Source organism: Aureimonas sp. SA4125, assembly GCF_019973775.1.
Lineage (GTDB): Bacteria > Pseudomonadota > Alphaproteobacteria > Rhizobiales > Rhizobiaceae > Plantimonas.
Genome location: NZ_AP025032.1, coordinates 2,257,834 through 2,275,592 on the forward strand (window position 1 = coordinate 2,257,834; position 17,759 = coordinate 2,275,592).

The following is a 17,759-nucleotide window of genomic DNA, read 5'->3' on the forward strand; positions in this document are numbered from 1 at the left end:
CATCCTGGCCGGGGGTAGCTGCCTCGCCGACGTGTCGGCGACGCCCCGCGCTTGGGCATGAGCGCCCCCGGAAAGGATGCCGTAGAGGTGTTGAGGAACGACGTCTTCAGGCGGTCGGATTCGACGGATCGGGCTTGCTCGGCGGGCGGGTCGCGCGGCGGAGCTCATCTGTGCCGACACCCAGGATGATGCCTGCGACCATGACGGCACCACGGGACATGATCGCGTCCATGTCGCCTGTGGTCGAGAAGGCGATGCCGCCGCCGATCGCGAGGATGGCGGCGACGAGATAGCCAACGGCGAGGATGGCGAGGCGCGCCGCCGGGTGTCGGCGGAGCGCGGTGGCGATGGTCGTCGGCAGCATGGCGGGTCTCCCATGGGTCTGGAGACCAGCGTGAACGCGGTCGGCGACGGCGTCCAGGTCAGGCGGTTGCCGCGGCTTCGGCACGGGCGAGCTGGAGCGCCCACGCGCCGTTATCGCGGATGCACTGCACCTCGCCAAGGCAGGCACCGCAGGCGAGCATGGCGGCATCCTCGACGTCGGTCGACGAAAGCGAGCCGAGGAGCCGGAGGTCGTCGACCGCGACCTCGATGGCGCTCGGGCGCTGGCATCCACTGCAAGCCCGCCCGATCCAGATAACTACTTTCTCGTCGTCGGCGATCTCGTCCATGTCAATTCCCTCGATGCCGGGCGACTCCCTTATGGCCGCCGATCATCGCCTTCTTCCGGGAACGGGAACGGGCGTCAAGCCGCGATCGGCAAGACCGCGACCTGGCGGCGCGCGAGTTCGGCGACGACCTCTGCGACGGTCGGCGGCGCGATGCCCGGAACGGCGGCGGCGGTCGCGGCGATCGCGTGGCCGATGGCAGCCCGCGTTCCGGCTCCGCCGCGTGCCTCGACACGCGCGGCGGTCTGCCGGATGAGCTGTCGGCGGGTACGGTCGTCGGACGTCGCCTGACGGGCTGCCTTAGCCTCTTCGGCGTCGCGGCGACGGACCTCGGCCTTCTCGGCGATGGCGCGGATGCGGTCGTCGGCCTCGGCGGAGATCTCCGCCAGGATCAATGCGAAGGCCGTCCCGTCCAGAACGGGCGCGGCCTCGATCGAGGCGAGGAACGTCCCGGCCAGGCCCGTCCGCAGGATCGTCCGCCATGTCTGCGACGGCACGTCGCCGACCTTCAGGGCCTCTTCCGTCAGGTCGAACTCGCCGCCCTTCTCTTCGTCGTCCTCCGCGTCGATTCCGAGCGCGGCGGCGAGCCTGGGCGTCACGACGCACGAGCGCGTGCCGGGCATGGCCTCGGCGAACTCGCGCCAAAGGGCATAGGACGGCTTGTCGCCATCGATCGCGTCCTCGGCGATGGCCCAGGGCGTGCGCCCGGCGGCGTGCGACTTGTGGCCGGATGATCCGCCCGCCAGTTCCCACGACGTGCCCTTAGCGATGTACTCGCCCGCCGCCTCCGGGCTCGCGGCGATCTGGACGCCCTGCGCGTGCCGGAGGGCCTTGCCGCCGCGCTTCTCGACGGCCCGCATGAACCGCTCGATCATGGCCTCGCCAGCCGCGCGCGCGGCTGCCTCGTCGGCCAAGCAGGCCATGCCGAAGTGGATGTGGAAGTGCCAGCCGTGGTCGCCATGCGTGACCTCGGGCGCGACCAGGACGCCGGCGATTCCGCCTCGTCGCTTGATCCGCTCCCACGGTGCGCCACGCCGCGCGGCGGCGAAGCTCTCGGACACGAGGCGCTTGAGGTCCTCGAGGCGGTCGGCCGGGCCGTGCGAGACGGTCACGAGGCCCATGACGAAGGACCCGTCGTGTTCCGTCGTCGCCTCCACGACGCGCTGCACGCGGGCCTGCCGGATCGCGGCGACGGCGGGCGCACAGGTCGGGCAGAGCCAGCCGGAGCCGCAGCGGTACACGCCGGAGACGAACGCTCGGCGCGTGCCGTCCTCGCGCGTCCGGCGATGGATGCCGACGCTCTCGACGTCGAAGCCGGGGCGTCCGCATCCGCAGACGGACGGCCCGCGCTCGTCGGGGGCGAGACCGATGCGGAGCATGCGGGAGATTCCCGACATGAGGTCCCATCGACGCTGGGTCGTAGGTGCTGCCGCGCGGGCTGTCTCGTCCCTCTGTTGTCTCTCCTTCCGCTTGGCGTTGGCCCTCTGCACCTGTCTGGATAGAGGGGGGGTGAATGTAGCTCCTCCGTTGGCGAGGCCGGCCGCTGCGCGCCGGCTGGCGGTGTCCATTCCGGCCGACGCGGCGGGAGTGGTCGCGAACAGGGCGTGGACGGAGTTCCCGGCAGAGCCGGCGACTGGCAGGCGTGACCTGCGGGCGAGGCGCTGCGCGGCGGCGGTGCCCGGGCGCGGGCCGCGTGCGTCGGCGGCGGCCTGGAGGCGAGCGGCGACTCCGCCCTCGACAGGGCGGTACGGCTGCAAAATTTGTTGACGGGCTTGGGCTGGGGAGGCTGTCGGCAGGCTGGTGTCTATGCCCAGCCGCGGGATCATTCGTGGATGCCGTTGACGGCGCGGATGCCGATTGCCATTGTGAAGCCTCTACCAGAGGCCTCCCGGTCACGGCGCTACGAACGCTGCGGGGGGCCTTTTCCGTTTCAAGGGTTCGGTGGATCGGCGCGGGCGTCAAACGGTCGGCGGAATTTAACTAATTATCGGTTAATTCCGCATTTCCGTTTCAGGCGAGAATTAAATTCCACGCGGCCGAGGAGCGGCGGCGCAGCCGTCGCGAGCCAGGTGAGCCGAGGACGCCGCTCGGCGGGTAGGGCCGTCCCCGTTTTCCAGCCCCGGGACGGGGCCGAAGCCGAAGGCGGAGTAGGCGGGGCGCACCGCGCCCGTGAGGTAGCGCCGAAGGTGCGCCCCGCCTGTGGTAAACGGGGGCGGACCGGGTCCAGTGGACGTCAGCCCCGCGACGGTCTCGCCCCCTACGACCGTAGGCCAGAATCGCGTTACGGGGGCAGCATGCGGACGGTCGAACTTTTCTGCGGCGTGGGTGGTCTGTCCCTCGGTCTCGGCCGCGCCGGTTGCGAGGTCGTCCGCGCGCTGGACGTATGGCCGGAGGCGGTCGCGGTGTATCGGGCGAACCTCGGCCATGCCGCCGAGGTGGCCGATGTCGGCGATCTCCTGACGGTAGCGCCGGCCGTGGCCGCGCTGCGCCCCGACCTCGTTTGTGGTGGCCCGCCCTGCCAGGATTTCTCGGCGGCGGGACGTCGTGTCGAGGGCGCGCGGGCGAACATGCTGGTTGCGTTCGCCATGGTCGTGATCATCGCTCGACCGCGCTGGTTCCTGTTAGAGAACGTCCCGCAAGCGGCTCGCTCGTCTGCCTGGGCGACGGCGCGCGAATTGCTCGTCCGGGCGGGCTATGGCCTGTCGGAGGCCGTGGTCTGCGCGAGCCGCTACGGCACGGGGCAGGCCCGCCGGCGCCTGATCGTAGTGGGGAGGCTCGGCGAGGCGCACGGGTTCCTCGCGTCCGCGATCCGCGCTGCGGCATCGGAGCGGCCGACGACGATCCGAGACGTTCTCGGCGGCGAGGTCGGCGGACTGGTCCACGCGCATCCGCGGCATGCAGGCAAGCGGCGACTGTGGAGCGTGGATGCCCCCGGACCGACGATCCGTGAATCCTCGCGACGCCCGTTACCCGAGTCCTACGTGCCGACCACGGCCGATGTCGCGCTGCTCGAAGCGGGGGCGGTGTACGCGAGGCCGTTCACTTCGGGGCGCGGTGTCCGGTCGGTGGACGAGCCGGCGGCGACGGTCGTCCGAAACTCCCGCATCGCCCCGCCGCCGAGCTACCTCGCGAATCCGCATCCGCGGGATGCCGCGCCGGCCGCGACCGTCCCGCACCTGACGCAAGACCAGGCAGCGCGGTTGCAGGGGTTTCCGGTGGGCTGGGGCTGGTCCTCGGCGGGCACGCAGAGGAACCGTGACCAGATGATCGCCAATGCGGTCCCGTCCGGCCTCGCCGAGGCCATCGGCCGCGTGATCATCGGCCGGGACCGTGGTGACACGGCGCCGGCGCTGGAGCCGGGGTTCTCCGCATGGCTTCGCGCGCGAGGGGTGACGGGCCAGGCCCTCCGAAATCGGCGTGCGCAACTCGGCCGCGCGCGTCGCCTGCTCGGGGGTCGAATCCTTGCGGAGCTCACGGTCGAACTCGCCATGCTGGAGGCCGTCGAAGGATTCGCGACGCTCTCGACGGGGGTCCGTTCGGACCTGCGTGCGGCGCTGCGTCTGCATGCGGAGTGGCGGGCGCTCCCGCCGACGACGCGTCGGACCAGGCTCGTGACGGTCGCGGACGCGGACGAGGAGAGGTCCGACGAGCGAGAGGCTGCCTGATCCCCTCCCGGTCCTGCGGACTTGCTCCGACCCTCCCAGGAGGGTCTCACGCCCCCGCAGGGGCGTTGCCGGGGTCGTTCGGCTCGCGCCGGCTACGCCGACGCTCCCCGACCGCAAATCCTTCAATGGCGGCAACTGGTCCTTGTCAACAATGTTGGTCTAAACTTGGTCTAAATCAAAACCGCGTCGCAAAGAGGAGTCGAACACCCACTCCGCTGTCTAAATTTCTTCATACACTTCAAAGGTTTATATGGTGAGCGCGCCGGGGCTCGAACCCGGGACCTACAGATTAAAAGTCCGTTGCTCTACCAACTGAGCTACGCGCTCGACTGGCGAGGAGCCTTGAGCCCGCTCGCGAAATCGGGCGGACCATAGAAAGGGGGCAGGGAGCGGTCAACCGCAAATCCGCCATGGCCCCAGAAAAGCCGAAGAGGGCGTGATTTGCAGTTTCGGCTACTTCGTGGCACGGCCGGGTCCCGGACGGGATTGCCGCCGGGTTGCGACCGAAGCACGGTCGTCGTGCACGGGTGAGCCAGCCTCGTCTCCGGGATCCGTTGCGGGCAAGCGCGTTACCGGGAACGACGACCCGGCTGGAAGGAATGGCTGCTTGATCGACGATCTGTCCTATCCGACGGCGGTGCTGGCCGGAGCGCTCTCCTTCCTGTCGCCCTGCGTCTTGCCGCTGGTGCCCCCCTATCTCTGCTACATGGCCGGCGTCTCGGTGGAGGAGCTGAGGGCCGGGCCGCAAATGCGCTCGGTCGGAGCGCAGGCGGTCGGGGCGCAAGCCATGGAATCGGTGCCGTCGGGGCGCCTCGGCACAAACGGCTATATCAGGGTGCTGGCGACGGCCCTTGTCTTCGTCCTCGGCTTTTCCACCGTCTTCGTGGCGCTCGGCGTCGGTGCGAGCTCGGTCGGGCAGATCCTCCGCCAGAACCTCGACTGGCTCGGCATCATCGCGGGCCTTGCGATCATCGTCATGGGGCTGAATTTCCTCGGCGTCTTCCGGATCGCCTTCCTTTCCGGCGAGGCGCGGTTCCGCGCGCCCGACAAGCCGCGCAGCGTGCTGGGCGCCTATCTGATGGGTCTGGCCTTCGCCTTCGGCTGGACGCCCTGCATCGGACCTGTCCTCGGCGCCATTCTCGGCCTGGCGGGTACGCATGACACGGTCGGCGCGGGCGCGGTGATGCTCGGTCTGTATTCGGCCGGGCTTGGCATCCCCTTTCTCCTCGCCGCCGCCTTCTCCGGCGTCTTTCTCCGACTGATCGGCCGGTTCCGGCGGCATCTCGGGCTCGTCGAGAAGGCGATGGGCGTCTTTCTGGTGCTGACCGGAATCCTGTTCCTCACCGGCGGCATGCAGACAATCTCCTTCTGGCTCCTGGAGACCTTCCCGGCGCTGATGAACGTCGAGGCGATCGCCACCTGACGCGGCGATTCACCCATTGCTCAGCTTCCTCTGCTAATTTTCTGAAGACGGCCTGTGACCTGCGAACGGAATGCGATCATGAACCGCACCTGCCTCTCCATCATCCTCGCCGCCGGAGAAGGCACGCGGATGAAATCCGCCCGTGCCAAGGTTCTGCACGAGGTGGCGGGCCTGTCGATGGTCGGCCATGTCGCGCGGACGGCCGAGGCGGCGGGCTCGACGCGCACGGCGCTCGTCATCGGCCGCGACGCGGCGACGGTTGCCGCCGCCGTCGGCGTTTCCATTCCCGGCCTGTCGACGCATGTGCAGCTGGAGCGGCTCGGCACCGGCCATGCCGTGCTGGCCGCTCGCGACGCCATCGCGGAGGGCTTCGATGACGTGCTGATCCTTTTCGGCGACACGCCGCTGGTCAGGCCCGAAACGCTCGCGCGGGCGCGGGAGACACTGGCCGTGGGAGCCGCGGTCTGCGTTGTCGGCTTCCGCACAGCGACGCCGCGGGGCTATGGCCGGCTGATCGAGCGGGACGGCGAGCTTCTCGCCATTCGCGAGGAGCGCGATGCCAGCGAGGACGAGCGCCGGATCGAATTCTGCAACGGCGGCGTCATGGCGCTGCGCGGCGACATCGCGCTCGAACTTCTCCTGGCGATCGGCAATGCCAACGCCAAGGGCGAATATTATCTGACCGACGCCATCGAGATCGCCCGCGCCCGCGGCGAAACTGTCCGCGCGATCGAAGCGGATGCCGACGAGGTTCTGGGCGTCAACACGCGGGTGGAACTCGCCGCGGTCGAGACGATCTGGCAGCAGCGGCGCCGGCGCGAGATGATGCTGGCGGGCGTCTCGATGATCGCGCCGGAGACGGTCTTCTTCGCGCACGATACCGACATCGCCGCCGAGGTTCTGCTGGAGCCGAACATCGTCTTCGGACCCGGCGTCTCGATCGGCGCGGGCAGTGTCATCCACGCCTTTTCGCATATCGAAGGAGCCCGCCTCGGCGAAGGCGTCGCCATCGGACCGTTTGCCCGGCTGCGGCCGGGCACGAGCCTGGCCGGGGGCGCCAAGGTCGGCAATTTCTGCGAGGTGAAGAACGCCGAGGTCGGCCCGGGCGCCAAGGTCAACCATCTCAGCTATATCGGCGACGCCTCGGTCGGCGCCCATGCCAATATCGGCGCCGGCACGATCACCTGCAATTATGATGGCGCGCTGAAGCACCATACGGCCATCGGCGCGAACGCCTTCATCGGCTCGAACTCGGCCCTCGTCGCCCCGGTCAGCATCGGCGCGGGCGCCTATGTCGGCAGCGGCAGCGTCATCACCGAGGACGTGCCGGATGACGCTCTCGCCATCGGGCGAGGGCGTCAGGTGACGAAGCCCGGCCGCGGTCGCGAGATCGCCGAGCGCAATGCCGCCGCCAAGGCAGCGCGCGGCAAGCCTGCCAGCTGACGCCAAGGCCTTCGCAGAAGACGTCGACCCAGCCAAAATGTCACGGCCGGCAATGAAGAGTGTCTGGACCGAGGCCGGCATCGCCGGCAAAGCGCTGCAGCGGCTTGCCGCAGTCCAACCAACCGAGGAGACGTCGAATGTGTGGAATCATCGCGATCGTCAGCCGTCACCCGGTCGCCGACAGGCTCGTCGACTCTTTGAAGCGGCTGGAATATCGCGGCTATGATTCCGCCGGCATCGCCACCTTGTCTGAGGCCGGTCTCGACCGGCGCCGGGCCGAGGGCAAGCTCGTCAACCTCGAAGCGCTCCTGAAGCGCGAGCCGCTCGGCGGCACGATCGGCATCGGCCATACCCGCTGGGCGACGCACGGCGCACCGACCGAGCGGAACGCCCATCCGCACGCGACGCCCCGCGTCGCCGTCGTCCACAACGGCATCATCGAGAATTTTCGCGAGCTGCGCACGGCGCTCGAGGCCGACGGCTATGTCTTCGAAAGCGAGACCGACACCGAGACCATCGCGCACCTCGTCACCCGCGCTCTCGATCGGGGGGCCGATCCCGTCGAATCTGTCCGGCAGATCCTGCCGCAGCTGGAAGGGGCTTTCGCGCTGGCCTTCGTCTTCGCTGGCGAGGAGGAGTTGATCGTGGGCGCACGCCGCGGCTCGCCGCTCGCCGTCGGCATCGGCCAGGGCGAGATGTTCCTCGGCTCCGACGCCATCGCTCTGTCGCCCTTCACCGACGCGGTGCGCTATCTCGAGGACGGCGATTTCGTCGTGCTCGACCACCAGCAGGCGAAGATATTCGACGTCGACGGGCTCGCGGTGGAGCGGCCGATCCGGCGCTCGGTCGGCAAGGCCTTCTATGTCGACAAGGGCAATCATCGGCACTTCATGCAGAAGGAGATCTACGAGCAGCCGGAGGTCATCGGCCATACGCTCGGCTCCTTCGTCGACATGACCACCGGCCGCACCCGCGTGCCGAACGGCCAGACGCTGGATTTCACCAACATCAAGCGCATGGCGATCTCGGCCTGCGGCACCGGCTATCTCGCCGGCCTCACCGGCCGCTACTATTTCGAGCGGCATGCGAGGATCGCCTGCGACATCGATGTCGCCTCGGAGTTCCGCTACCGCGAGAGCCCGCTCGGCGACGTCGACCTCGCGCTCTTCGTCTCGCAGTCCGGCGAGACGGCCGACACCCTGGCGTCACTGCGCTATGCCAAGGCGATGGGGCTGAAGACGGCCTCGGTCGTCAACGTCCAGGAATCGACGATCGCGCGCGAGTCGGACGTCGTCCTGCCGACGCTGGCGGGGCCCGAAATCGGCGTCGCCTCGACCAAGGCGTTCACCTGCCAGCTGATGGCGCTTGCGGCGCTGTCGATCCGCGCCGGCATCGACCGCGGCGTGATCTCGCCGGACGAGGAACTGGCGATGACCCGGGCGCTCGCCGAGGGACCGCGCATGGTCGCGGAGGCGTTCAAGCTGGAGGGCCAGATCGAGATCCTGGCGCGCGAACTGGCGACCTATCGCCATGCCCTCTATCTCGGCCGCGGCCTCAGCTATCCCCTGGCCTTGGAAGGCGCCCTGAAACTCAAGGAAATCAGCTACATTCACGCGGAAGGTTATGCGGCGGGTGAACTGAAGCACGGGCCGATCGCGCTGATCGACGAGACCATGCCGGTGATCGTCGTCGCGCCGCATGACCGGATGTTCGAAAAAACCGTGTCGAACATGCAGGAGGTCGCCGCGCGCGGCGGACGGATCATCCTGATCACCGACGAGAAGGGGGCTCGTGCCGGCGCGGTGAGCGCCATGGAGACGCTGGTCCTGCCGGACATGCCCGAAATCCTGACACCCATCGCCTTCGCCGTTCCGCTGCAGATGCTGGCCTACCACACCGCCGTGCACATGGGCACCGACGTCGACCAGCCGCGCAATCTGGCCAAGTCGGTGACGGTGGAATAACTGACCAAGGCTAAAGTTCAGCAATTACGGATATTTACAACGGGTTCTTGCGCCGTCATCACGGATGACGGTTGTCGCCGACGCAACGGAAATGCTGGTGCGCGCCAGGTTGCGCGTCTCATGGGCGCCGCGACCGGAAAACGACACGGCTCCTGCCGACGTCGGGATGTTTCGCTGATTATGGGGAAGCTGCGTTCGCCCCTGTCCATCCGCACGGCCGGCTGGGTCGCACAGTGCTGGAAGTCCCGCGAGTCCTTGCCCGGCGGGTCGACGCTATCAATCCCGCGCCCGTCCCAAATGTTTGCCGGTCTGGCCCGATTTCGCCGTGGTTGGGCGCGAAGCATGGCAGTCTGCTCTCGCGTCTTGCGGCGATGCGGTGCAGATTGCTGCAGTGCAGGGGCGGTTTCGAGTTTGGACGGGCAATGACACGGCTGAGAAACTACTTCCTGACGGGCTTCGTGATCTGCGCGCCGCTGGCGATCACGGCCTGGCTCACCTGGTCCTTCGTCGTCTGGGTCGACAGCTGGGTGAAACCCTACATTCCCAGCGCCTACAATCCCGACAATTACCTCTTCTTCCGCGTCCCGGGCTTCGGGCTCGTCGTTGCACTTTTCCTGATCACGCTGATCGGATTCCTGACGGCCAGCCTCATCGGCAAGACGATCGTCGGCTGGGGCGAGCGAATGCTCGGGCGCATGCCGTTGGTCCGCACGCTCTACACCGCGCTGAAGCAGATCTTCGAGACGGTCTTCGCCTCGCAGTCGAATTCCTTCAAGACGGCCGCGCTGATCGAGTATCCGCGCCGCGGAATCTGGTCGATCGTCCTCATCGCGACGACCGCGCGGGGCGAGATCGCCTCGCTGTTCGAGGCGGACGGGACCGAATTGCTGGCCGTTTTCCTGCCGCCGACGCCCAACCCGACCTCGGGATTCCTGCTCTACGTGCCGCGCGAGGACGTGAAGATCCTCAACATGAAGGTCGAAGACGCCATGAAGCTGGTCATCTCCGCCGGCATCGTCGGACCTGAGGGCGAACAGTCGGTGACGCAGGCCGAGGCGTCGCGCATCGCGGAGGGGCGGCTTGCTTCCCAGCCGGAAGAGATCGGCTGACGATCCCCTGACGGAAGTGCCGAGCGACGGATCGCACGGCCTTGCAACGCCGACACGGTGCCTTGCGGAATGGCCGCATGCGCCGTATCGACAGCCACCATGCGGCATGAGATGACATCGGAACCACGGCCGCACCGGCCGAACACCCGGAAAATCCCCCCATGCATTTCTTGCCTCGCATCGCTTTTGCCTCAGCCCTTGTCCTTGGCTCCCTGCCGCCAGCCGTGGCCGACAGCTACAGCGCCACCAGCAACACGGCCATGAGCATCACCGGCGACATCGACATGGACGATTTCAGCATCACCTTCGCCAACGGCGCGATGCTGAACTTTTCGGAGCTCGTTGCCGACCATTTCGTCGTCGACGGCCGGGACGTCCCTGCCTCGGTCTTCCGCGTCGCCGACCCGGCCGATCCGGTGCTCGAAAACGGCAACTCGCTCTGCGGCAATGGCGACGTCACCTATATCGCGAGCTGGGGCGCGGGAGCTGACATGACGCTCGGCGTCTTCACCGGCGATGCACCGCCGGAGAGCGATGCCGAGATGTGCGCGTCCTATTCCTACGAGATCGTCGGCTGAGCCTTGCGGTGCCGCGCCTGCATGCGGGCGCTGGGGAAAGGAAACGCGGTTTCGAGCGGGTTGCACCTTCAAGCTTCGCGGCCAGCGGAGCGCGGCTGCGTTCCGTGACCGGTCATCCAGCCCGCAGGAGGCGGATCGCGTCGTCGCGCCCGAACAGATAGAGGAGCGTGCGCAGCGCCTCGCCGCGCGGCGTCTCCAGTTCGGAGTCGCGGGTGAGGACGAGGCGGGCATCGTCGCGGGCGGTCTCGAGGAGATCGCCGTGCAACTCGACCTGCGCCACGCGAAAGCCGGGAAGGCCGGACTGCTTGGTGCCGAGCAGGTCGCCTTCGCCGCGCAGCTTCAGGTCTTCCTCGGCGATGCGAAAACCGTCCTCGGTCTCGCGCATCACCGCGATCCGCGCCTTGGCCGTCTCGCCGAGCGGCGCGCGATAGAGGAGGACGCAGGATGATGGTTTTGACCCGCGCCCGACGCGGCCGCGCAATTGGTGCAGCTGTGAGAGGCCGAAGCGCTCGGCATGCTCGATGACGATGATGGTCGCGTCCGGCACGTCGACGCCGACCTCGATCACCGTGGTGGCGACGACGATGCGGGTGCGGCCGGCCTTGAAGTCGGCCATGGCGGCGTCCTTCTCCTCGCCCGTCATGCGCCCGTGCACCAGCCCGACTCGGTCGCCGAAGATGCCGGCGAGCTGGCGGTGACGCTCCTCGGCGGCCATCAGGTCGCTTTTTTCCGATTCCTCAACGAGCGGGCAGACCCAGTAGAGCTTGTCGCCGTCGTCCATCGCCTTGCCGGCGCGGGCGACGATCTCGGGCAGGCGCTCCATCGGCACGGCGACGGTGGTGATCGGCTTGCGTCCGGCCGGCTTGCCCTGGAGTTTCGACACGTCCATGTCGCCGAAGGCGGCGAGAACCAGCGTCCGCGGGATCGGCGTCGCGGTCATCACCAGAAGATCGGGGGTCCTACCCTTGGCCGTCAGGCTGAGGCGCTGGTGCACGCCGAAGCGGTGCTGCTCGTCGACGACGACGAGGCCGAGATCGTGGTACTCCACGGCGTCCTGGAACAGCGCATGGGTGCCGACGACGATGTCGGTCCGCCCCTCGGCAATCGCCGCCAGCTTTTCCGCCCTGGTGCGGCCGGTGTCGCGGCCGGTGAGGAGGGTCATATGCAAGCCCGCGGCCTCGGCATAGGATGCGAGCCCCTGCGCGTGCTGACGGGCGAGGATTTCCGTCGGGGCGAGCAGCGCCGACTGCGCCCCGGCCTCGGCAGCCCGTGCCATCGCCATCAGCGCCACCACCGTCTTCCCGGCGCCGACATCGCCCTGCAGCAGGCGCAGCATGCGCTCGCCATCGGCCATGTCGGCATCGATCTCGGCAATGGCCTGGGCCTGACCCGCGGTCAGCACGAAGGGCAGGGCGGCGATCACCCTGGCCGTGCGGCTGCCGTCGCCCTTCAGCGGCCGGCCGCGCGCTTTCTTCATCTTCTGCCGGGACAAAGCGAGCGCCAGCTGGCCGGCGAGGAACTCGTCATAGGCGAGTCGTCGCCAGGGCGCACCGAGAGGGTCGATGGCGAGCGCGTCCTCGGGGGCATGCAGGCGGCTCAGCGCGTCATTGAACCGGGGAAACGAGTGCTTCGCGACAATGGCGGGGTCGATCCACTCGGCCAGCGCCGGCACTTCGGCGAGGCTGCCGGCGATCGCCTTGCGCAGGACCTTCGCCGAGAGGCCGGCGGTGAGCGGATAGACCGGCTCGACCAGCGGCATCGTCTCGGCCTCTTCGAGGCTGCAGACGAAGTCCGGATGGACCATCTGCGGCCGGCCATTGAACCATTCGACCCGGCCCGAGACGACCATGGTCTCGCCGACCGGTAAGAGCTTTTCCATCCAGCCGGACTGGGCGCGAAAGTAGGTGAGGGCGATCTCGCCCGTCTCGTCCTGCGCGAACACCCGGTAGGGCATGCTCGACGCTCGCCCCGGCGCCTGGTGGCGGTCGATGCGCACCGTCAGGGTGACGATCGCCCCCTCCGGCGCCATCGCGATCTCGCCGCGCTGGCGCCGGTCGACGACGCTGGCGGGGAGATGCAGCAATAGGTCGCGCACCCTCAAGCTGGCGTCCGAACCGGACGGCAGGAGCAGCGTCTTCAACAGGCCGGCAAGTTTTGGCCCGACACCGTCGAGCGTGGTCACCGGCGCGAAGAGGGGATCGAGGAGCGAGGGGCGCATGCGGGGAGGTTTATAGGCTGCTGCGGCGCTGACAAGTCCGGCATCCCGCCAGCCGAAATCCGGCGACGGGCTGACACTGTGCAAGGCTCCCTATATACGGAGCGCAATCCCAGCATCCGGATAAGACATGTCAGGCACGCGCCGCTCCTCCACCGATCTCGACGTCCGCCGCCGCAAGGCGCTGTTCCGCTCCTGGCATCGCGGCATGCGCGAGATGGATCTCGTCTTCGGCCGATTCGCCGATGCGCAGATCAGCGAGCTCAGCGACGCCGAAATGGATGATTTCGAGCTGCTGCTCGACACCATCGACCGCGATGTCTTCATGTGGCTCACCGACGAGATTGCCGTCCCCGAGGCGTTCGACACGCCGCTCTACCGCCGCATCAAGGCGTTCTGCGCCGTTGACGGGGCGGTCGCGCGATGAAGAACCAGGAGCGCCTGGCCAAGGCCCTCGGCGGCGGCCACGGCCTGTCGATCGGCAATGTGCTCGACGGCTACGAGCCATTCCTCCTGGCCGAAATCGCCCGGCAGCGGTCGCCGAAGAAGCCGTTGATCTTCGTCATGCGCAACGGCAACCGCATGGCCGAGCTGGAAGACGCGTTGCGCTTCGTCGCGCCCGAGCTGCCCATCATCTCGCTGCCCGCCTGGGACTGCCTGCCCTACGACCGCGTCGGTCCTTCCGCAGAAGCCGCCGCCATGCGCCTCTCGGCGATGACGGCGCTCGGCAATCTGCGCGCCGAGCCGCACCGGGCGCTCGTCCTCACCACCGCCAACGCGCTGCTGCAGAAGATGCCGCCGGCGCAGGTGCTGGCGGACGAAACGATCTCGGCCAAGGCGAGCGGCCGCATCGCCATGGACCACATCGTCAAGGTGCTGCAGCGCGGCGGCTTCGAGCGCGTGGCGACGGTGCGCGAGCGTGGCGAGTTCGCGGTGCGCGGCGGCATCCTCGACCTGTTCGCGCCGAGCGACGAGGAGCCGATCCGGCTCGACTTCTTCGGCGACACACTGGAATCGATCCGCACCTTCGATCCCGCGACCCAGCGCACCACCGCCCAGCGCAAGAGTTTCGAACTCGCTCCGGTCAGCGAAGTGTCGCTGAAGGACGAGACGATCAGCCGCTTCCGCACAAACTACCTCAAGCGCTTCGGTGCACCGCTGAGGAATGACGGCCTCTACGCCGCGATCAGCGAGGGCCGGCGTTTCTCCGGCATGGAGCACTGGCTGCCGCTCTTCTACGAAAAGCTCGATTCGCTCTTCGACTACTGCGCCGGTTTTCCGATCGTTCTCGACCACCTCGTGCTGGAGGCCGTCGCCGAGCGCCGCAAGACCATCCAGGACCATTATGACAGCCGCAAGCGCGGCGCGGGCGAGGGGACGAGCGAGGCCGTCCCCTATCATCCGGTCGATCCGGACGAATTGTATCTTTCCGAGGACGAGCTGATCGGCGGCCTCGCCAGCGCCGATCCGGTGCGTCTGTCGGCCTTCGCGCTGCCGGACAAGGGTGGGCGCGACACGGTGAACCTCGAGATCACCCGCGGCCGCAATTTCTCCGCCGAGCGCGCGGCCGGCGACGTCAACGTTTTCGAGCGCGCCGTCGAGCACATCTCGACGCTCCGTGCGAACGGCCTGAAGGTCATCCTCGCCGCCTGGTCCGAAGGCACCCGCGAACGCCTGGTGCAGGTCGTCGAAGAGCACGGCCTCGGCGGCCTGAAGGCGGTCGAGAGCTTCAAGCAGGCGCTGGAGGCGCCGAAGAACGTCGTCGCGACGGCCGTGCTCGGCATCGAGGCCGGCTTTGTGACCGACCGCATCGCCGTGATCGCCGAACAGGACATCCTCGGCGACCGCCTGGTACGCCGGGCCCGCCGCAAGAAGCGCGGCGCCGATTTCATCGCCGAGGTCTCCGGCCTCGACGAGAACGACATCGTCGTCCATGTCGATCACGGCATCGGCCGCTTCGTCGGCCTGCGCTCGATCCAGGCGGCCGGGGCGCCGCACGACTGTCTGGAAATCCGCTATGCCGGCGACGACCGGCTGTTCCTGCCCGTCGAGAACATCGAGCTTCTGTCGCGCTATGGCGGCGAGGGCTCGGAGACCATCCTCGACAAGCTCGGCGGCGGCGCCTGGCAGGCGCGCAAGGCGAAGCTGAAGAAGCGGCTGCTCGACATGGCCGGCGGCCTCATCCGCATCGCCGCCGAGCGCCAGACCCGCGGCGCGCCGAAGCTTCTGCCGCCCGAAGGCCTTTCCGGCGAGTTCGCCGCGCGCTTCCCCTATGAGGAGACCGAGGACCAGCAGAGCGCCATCGACGCGGTCGCCGACGACCTCGCGCTCGGCCGGCCGATGGACCGCCTCGTCTGCGGCGATGTCGGCTTCGGCAAGACGGAAGTGGCGCTTCGCGCCGCCTTCACTGCCGCGATGAACGGGTTGCAGGTCGCTGTCGTGGTGCCGACCACGCTCCTCGCCCGCCAGCATTTCAAGACGTTTTCCGAGCGTTTCCACGGCCTGCCGCTGAACGTCGCGCAGGCTTCGCGCCTCGTCACGGCGAAGGATCTGGCCGCGACCAAGAAGGGCCTCACCGACGGCACGATCGACATCGTCGTCGGCACCCATGCGCTGCTCGGCAAGGGCGTCACCTTCAAGAACATCGGCCTTCTCATCATCGACGAGGAGCAGCATTTCGGCGTCCGCCACAAGGAGCGGCTGAAGGAGCTGAAGAGCGACGTCCACGTTCTGACCCTGTCGGCAACGCCCATTCCGCGGACGCTGCAGCTGGCGCTGACCGGGGTGCGCGAACTGTCGCTGATCACCACGGCGCCGGTCGACCGCATGGCGGTGCGCACCTTCATCACGCCCTTCGATCCGCTGGTGGTGCGCGAGACGCTGTTGCGCGAGCGCTATCGCGGCGGCCAGAGCTTCTACGTCGTCCCGCGTCTTTCCGATCTCAAGGGCATCCACGACTTCCTGTCCGAGCATGTTCCGGAACTGAAGGTCGCCGTCGCCCACGGCCAGATGGCTGCAGGCGAGCTCGAAGACATCATGAACGCCTTCTACGAGGGCCAGTACGACGTCCTCCTGTCGACGACGATCGTCGAATCCGGCCTCGACATCCCCTCGGCCAATACGATGATCGTCCACCGCGCCGACATGTTCGGCCTCGCCCAGCTCTACCAGCTGCGCGGCCGCGTCGGCCGTTCCAAGCTGCGCGCCTATGCGCTGATGACGATCCCCGCCAACAAGACGCTGACCGCGCAGGCCGATCGCCGGCTGAAGGTGCTGCAGTCGCTGGATACGCTCGGCGCCGGCTTCCAGCTCGCCAGCCACGATCTCGACCAGCGCGGCGCCGGCAACCTCCTCGGCGACGAGCAGAGCGGCCACGTCAAGGAAGTCGGCTTCGAGCTCTACCAGCAGATGCTGGAGGAGGCCGTGGCCGAGATGAAGGGCGAGCCGGATGTCGGCGACGGCAAATGGTCGCCGATGATCAGCCTTGGCAGCGCCGTGATGATCCCGGAGACCTACGTCCCGGACCTGCAGCTGCGCATGAGCCTCTACCGCCGCCTGGCCGATCTCTCCGACATCCGCGAGATCGACGCTTTCGGCGCCGAGATGATCGACCGTTTTGGCCCGCTGCCGGACGAGGTCGAGCACCTCCTGAAGGTCGTCTACATCAAGGCTCTCTGCCGGCGCGCCAACATCGAGAAGCTCGATGCCGGGCCGAAGGGCCTCGTCGTCCAGTTCCGCGACAAGACCTTCGCCAACCCGGTCGCGCTGGTGCGCTACATCTCCGAGCAGGGCGCGGCGGCAAAGATCCGGCCGGACCAGTCGATCGTTCTCATGCGCGACTGGACGGAACCGGCCAAGCGCCTCGCCGGCGCCGCGACCATCGCGACGCAGCTGGCGCGTTTTGCCGAGGAGGCGATGAAGAAGGCCGCCTGAAAACGGATTGCCTGCGGGTCCTGGATATCTTCTTCTTCCCCGGTCGGGGCGAGGAGCCCGACCGGGGCAAGGGGGAAGGGCGCATGCGCAAGCCGCAATCAGTTCAGGCGCTGACCGGTTTCGGCCGGACGCGCCTGTCGAAAACCTTCTTCATGCGCGACTTTCTCTATTCCGACATCGCGACCATCCACGGTCTTTCCAATCTGCCGGACGATCCGGACCTCGCCATCGCCGCCGGCACGCGCCTTTGCCACGAACTGCTCGAACCGCTTCAGGACGTCTTCGGCCGGCTGGCGGTCCGCTCGTCCTACCGCTCGGCCGAGGTCAACGGCTTCGGCTGCGCGCAGCAGCGCGCCGGCAAGGCCGGCTACAATTGCGCAGCCAACCACAAGGACCTTGGCGGTCACATTTGGGACCGCCGCGACGCCGACGGCTGCATGGGCGCCATGGCCTGCATCGTCGTACCGACCTTCTGGAATCGCTTCCAGGCGCCCGGCGACTGGCAGCGGCTGGCCTGGTGGATCCACGACCATCTGCCCTATTCGCAGATGCAGTTCTTCCCGAGATACTTCGCCTTCAACCTCGGCTGGCACGAGCGCCCGGTGCGGCGGATAGACAGTTTCGTCGCGCCGAAGGGCTGCCTGACGAAGCCAGGGATGGCGAACCATCGCGGCAGCCACGAGGCGGCATGGCGGGGGATTTTGTGATCGCGGCGTCGCAGAACCAATTTCTTCTCCCCTTGGGGGAGAAGAAACCCGGCC

The 17,759-nt window shown here is 68.0% G+C and carries 13 protein-coding genes and 1 tRNA gene; 9 read left to right on the plus strand and 5 right to left on the minus strand.

The genetic code is table 11. The features are described from left to right. Positions 1-106 precede the first annotated feature (106 nt). The 3 genes from Sa4125_RS10465 to Sa4125_RS10475 all read right to left on the minus strand — a co-directional run bounded on the left by Sa4125_RS10465 (position 107) and on the right by Sa4125_RS10475 (position 2,047). The gene (locus tag Sa4125_RS10465; RefSeq protein WP_224006846.1) at positions 107-364 is read right to left on the minus strand and encodes a hypothetical protein; all 258 of its coding nucleotides are present in this window, start codon (positions 362-364) and stop codon (positions 107-109) included. Between the two features lie 58 nt (positions 365-422). Next, the gene (locus Sa4125_RS10470) at positions 423-671 is read right to left on the minus strand and encodes a hypothetical protein (protein ID WP_224006849.1); all 249 of its coding nucleotides are present in this window, start codon (positions 669-671) and stop codon (positions 423-425) included. A gap of 74 nt (positions 672-745) precedes the next feature. Then, positions 746-2,047: a hypothetical protein gene (locus Sa4125_RS10475; RefSeq protein ID WP_224006852.1), complete on the minus strand. Its 1,302-nt coding sequence runs from the start codon at positions 2,045-2,047 to the stop codon at positions 746-748. A 915-nt stretch (positions 2,048-2,962) separates the two neighbouring features. On the opposite strand from Sa4125_RS10475, the gene Sa4125_RS10480 reads away from it, so the two are divergent. Then, positions 2,963-4,333 (plus strand): DNA cytosine methyltransferase, encoded by a 1,371-nt coding sequence (locus tag Sa4125_RS10480; protein WP_224006855.1) that lies wholly within the window; start codon positions 2,963-2,965, stop codon positions 4,331-4,333. 251 nt (positions 4,334-4,584) lie between these two features. On the opposite strand, the gene Sa4125_RS10485 is transcribed toward Sa4125_RS10480, so the two are convergent. After that, a tRNA-Lys gene (locus tag Sa4125_RS10485) sits at positions 4,585-4,660 on the minus strand. 283 nt (positions 4,661-4,943) lie between these two features. On the opposite strand from Sa4125_RS10485, the gene Sa4125_RS10490 reads away from it, so the two are divergent. The 5 genes from Sa4125_RS10490 to Sa4125_RS10510 all read left to right on the plus strand — a co-directional run bounded on the left by Sa4125_RS10490 (position 4,944) and on the right by Sa4125_RS10510 (position 10,850). Continuing rightward, positions 4,944-5,756 carry a cytochrome c biogenesis CcdA family protein gene (locus tag Sa4125_RS10490; RefSeq protein WP_224007742.1) on the plus strand — a complete coding sequence of 271 codons (813 nt, stop codon included), beginning with the start codon at positions 4,944-4,946 and terminating at the stop codon, positions 5,754-5,756. A 78-nt stretch (positions 5,757-5,834) separates the two neighbouring features. Next, positions 5,835-7,199: a bifunctional UDP-N-acetylglucosamine diphosphorylase/glucosamine-1-phosphate N-acetyltransferase GlmU gene (glmU, locus tag Sa4125_RS10495; RefSeq protein WP_224006858.1), complete on the plus strand. Its 1,365-nt coding sequence runs from the start codon at positions 5,835-5,837 to the stop codon at positions 7,197-7,199. Positions 7,200-7,336: 137 nt separating this feature from the next. After that, on the plus strand, positions 7,337-9,163 hold the full coding sequence (gene glmS / locus Sa4125_RS10500) for a glutamine--fructose-6-phosphate transaminase (isomerizing) (RefSeq protein WP_224006861.1): 1,827 nt from the start codon (positions 7,337-7,339) through the stop codon (positions 9,161-9,163). Positions 9,164-9,585: 422 nt separating this feature from the next. Beyond that, positions 9,586-10,272 carry a DUF502 domain-containing protein gene (locus tag Sa4125_RS10505; protein ID WP_224006864.1) on the plus strand — a complete coding sequence of 229 codons (687 nt, stop codon included), beginning with the start codon at positions 9,586-9,588 and terminating at the stop codon, positions 10,270-10,272. 161 nt (positions 10,273-10,433) lie between these two features. Continuing rightward, on the plus strand, positions 10,434-10,850 hold the full coding sequence (locus tag Sa4125_RS10510; RefSeq protein WP_224006868.1) for a hypothetical protein: 417 nt from the start codon (positions 10,434-10,436) through the stop codon (positions 10,848-10,850). Positions 10,851-10,962: 112 nt separating this feature from the next. Here Sa4125_RS10510 and recG read toward each other — a convergent pair whose 3' ends face one another. Then, positions 10,963-13,068, minus strand: a complete 2,106-nt coding sequence (recG, locus tag Sa4125_RS10515) for an ATP-dependent DNA helicase RecG (RefSeq protein WP_224006871.1) — start codon at positions 13,066-13,068, stop codon at positions 10,963-10,965. A 127-nt stretch (positions 13,069-13,195) separates the two neighbouring features. Here recG and Sa4125_RS10520 point away from each other — a divergent pair, with 127 nt between their 5' ends. The 3 genes from Sa4125_RS10520 (at position 13,196) to Sa4125_RS10530 (ending at position 17,705) form a co-directional block, all read left to right on the plus strand. Beyond that, positions 13,196-13,492 carry a succinate dehydrogenase assembly factor 2 gene (locus Sa4125_RS10520; protein WP_224006874.1) on the plus strand — a complete coding sequence of 99 codons (297 nt, stop codon included), beginning with the start codon at positions 13,196-13,198 and terminating at the stop codon, positions 13,490-13,492. Continuing rightward, positions 13,489-16,998, plus strand: a complete 3,510-nt coding sequence (gene mfd / locus Sa4125_RS10525; protein WP_224006877.1) for a transcription-repair coupling factor — start codon at positions 13,489-13,491, stop codon at positions 16,996-16,998. The genes Sa4125_RS10520 and mfd overlap by 4 nt, the downstream gene beginning before the upstream one ends. Before the next feature lie 83 nt (positions 16,999-17,081). After that, positions 17,082-17,705: a hypothetical protein gene (locus Sa4125_RS10530; protein WP_224006880.1), complete on the plus strand. Its 624-nt coding sequence runs from the start codon at positions 17,082-17,084 to the stop codon at positions 17,703-17,705. Positions 17,706-17,759 lie beyond the last annotated feature (54 nt).

Excerpts from the sequence above, each read along its gene's own strand:
- Sa4125_RS10520 (WP_224006874.1), top strand. The coding sequence starts at position 13,196 with ATGTCAGGCACGCGCCGCTCCTCCACCGATCTCGACGTCCGCCGCCGC.
- glmS (WP_224006861.1), top strand. The coding sequence starts at position 7,337 with ATGTGTGGAATCATCGCGATCGTCAGCCGTCACCCGGTCGCCGACAGG.
- recG (WP_224006871.1), bottom strand. The coding sequence starts at position 13,068 with ATGCGCCCCTCGCTCCTCGATCCCCTCTTCGCGCCGGTGACCACGCTC.
- Sa4125_RS10480 (WP_224006855.1), top strand. The coding sequence starts at position 2,963 with ATGCGGACGGTCGAACTTTTCTGCGGCGTGGGTGGTCTGTCCCTCGGT.
- Sa4125_RS10475 (WP_224006852.1), bottom strand. The coding sequence starts at position 2,047 with ATGCTCCGCATCGGTCTCGCCCCCGACGAGCGCGGGCCGTCCGTCTGC.
- Sa4125_RS10465 (WP_224006846.1), bottom strand. The coding sequence starts at position 364 with ATGCTGCCGACGACCATCGCCACCGCGCTCCGCCGACACCCGGCGGCG.
- Sa4125_RS10530 (WP_224006880.1), top strand. The coding sequence starts at position 17,082 with ATGCGCAAGCCGCAATCAGTTCAGGCGCTGACCGGTTTCGGCCGGACG.
- mfd (WP_224006877.1), top strand. The coding sequence starts at position 13,489 with ATGAAGAACCAGGAGCGCCTGGCCAAGGCCCTCGGCGGCGGCCACGGC.
- Sa4125_RS10505 (WP_224006864.1), top strand. The coding sequence starts at position 9,586 with ATGACACGGCTGAGAAACTACTTCCTGACGGGCTTCGTGATCTGCGCG.
- Sa4125_RS10470 (WP_224006849.1), bottom strand. The coding sequence starts at position 671 with ATGGACGAGATCGCCGACGACGAGAAAGTAGTTATCTGGATCGGGCGG.
- Sa4125_RS10510 (WP_224006868.1), top strand. The coding sequence starts at position 10,434 with ATGCATTTCTTGCCTCGCATCGCTTTTGCCTCAGCCCTTGTCCTTGGC.
- glmU (WP_224006858.1), top strand. The coding sequence starts at position 5,835 with ATGAACCGCACCTGCCTCTCCATCATCCTCGCCGCCGGAGAAGGCACG.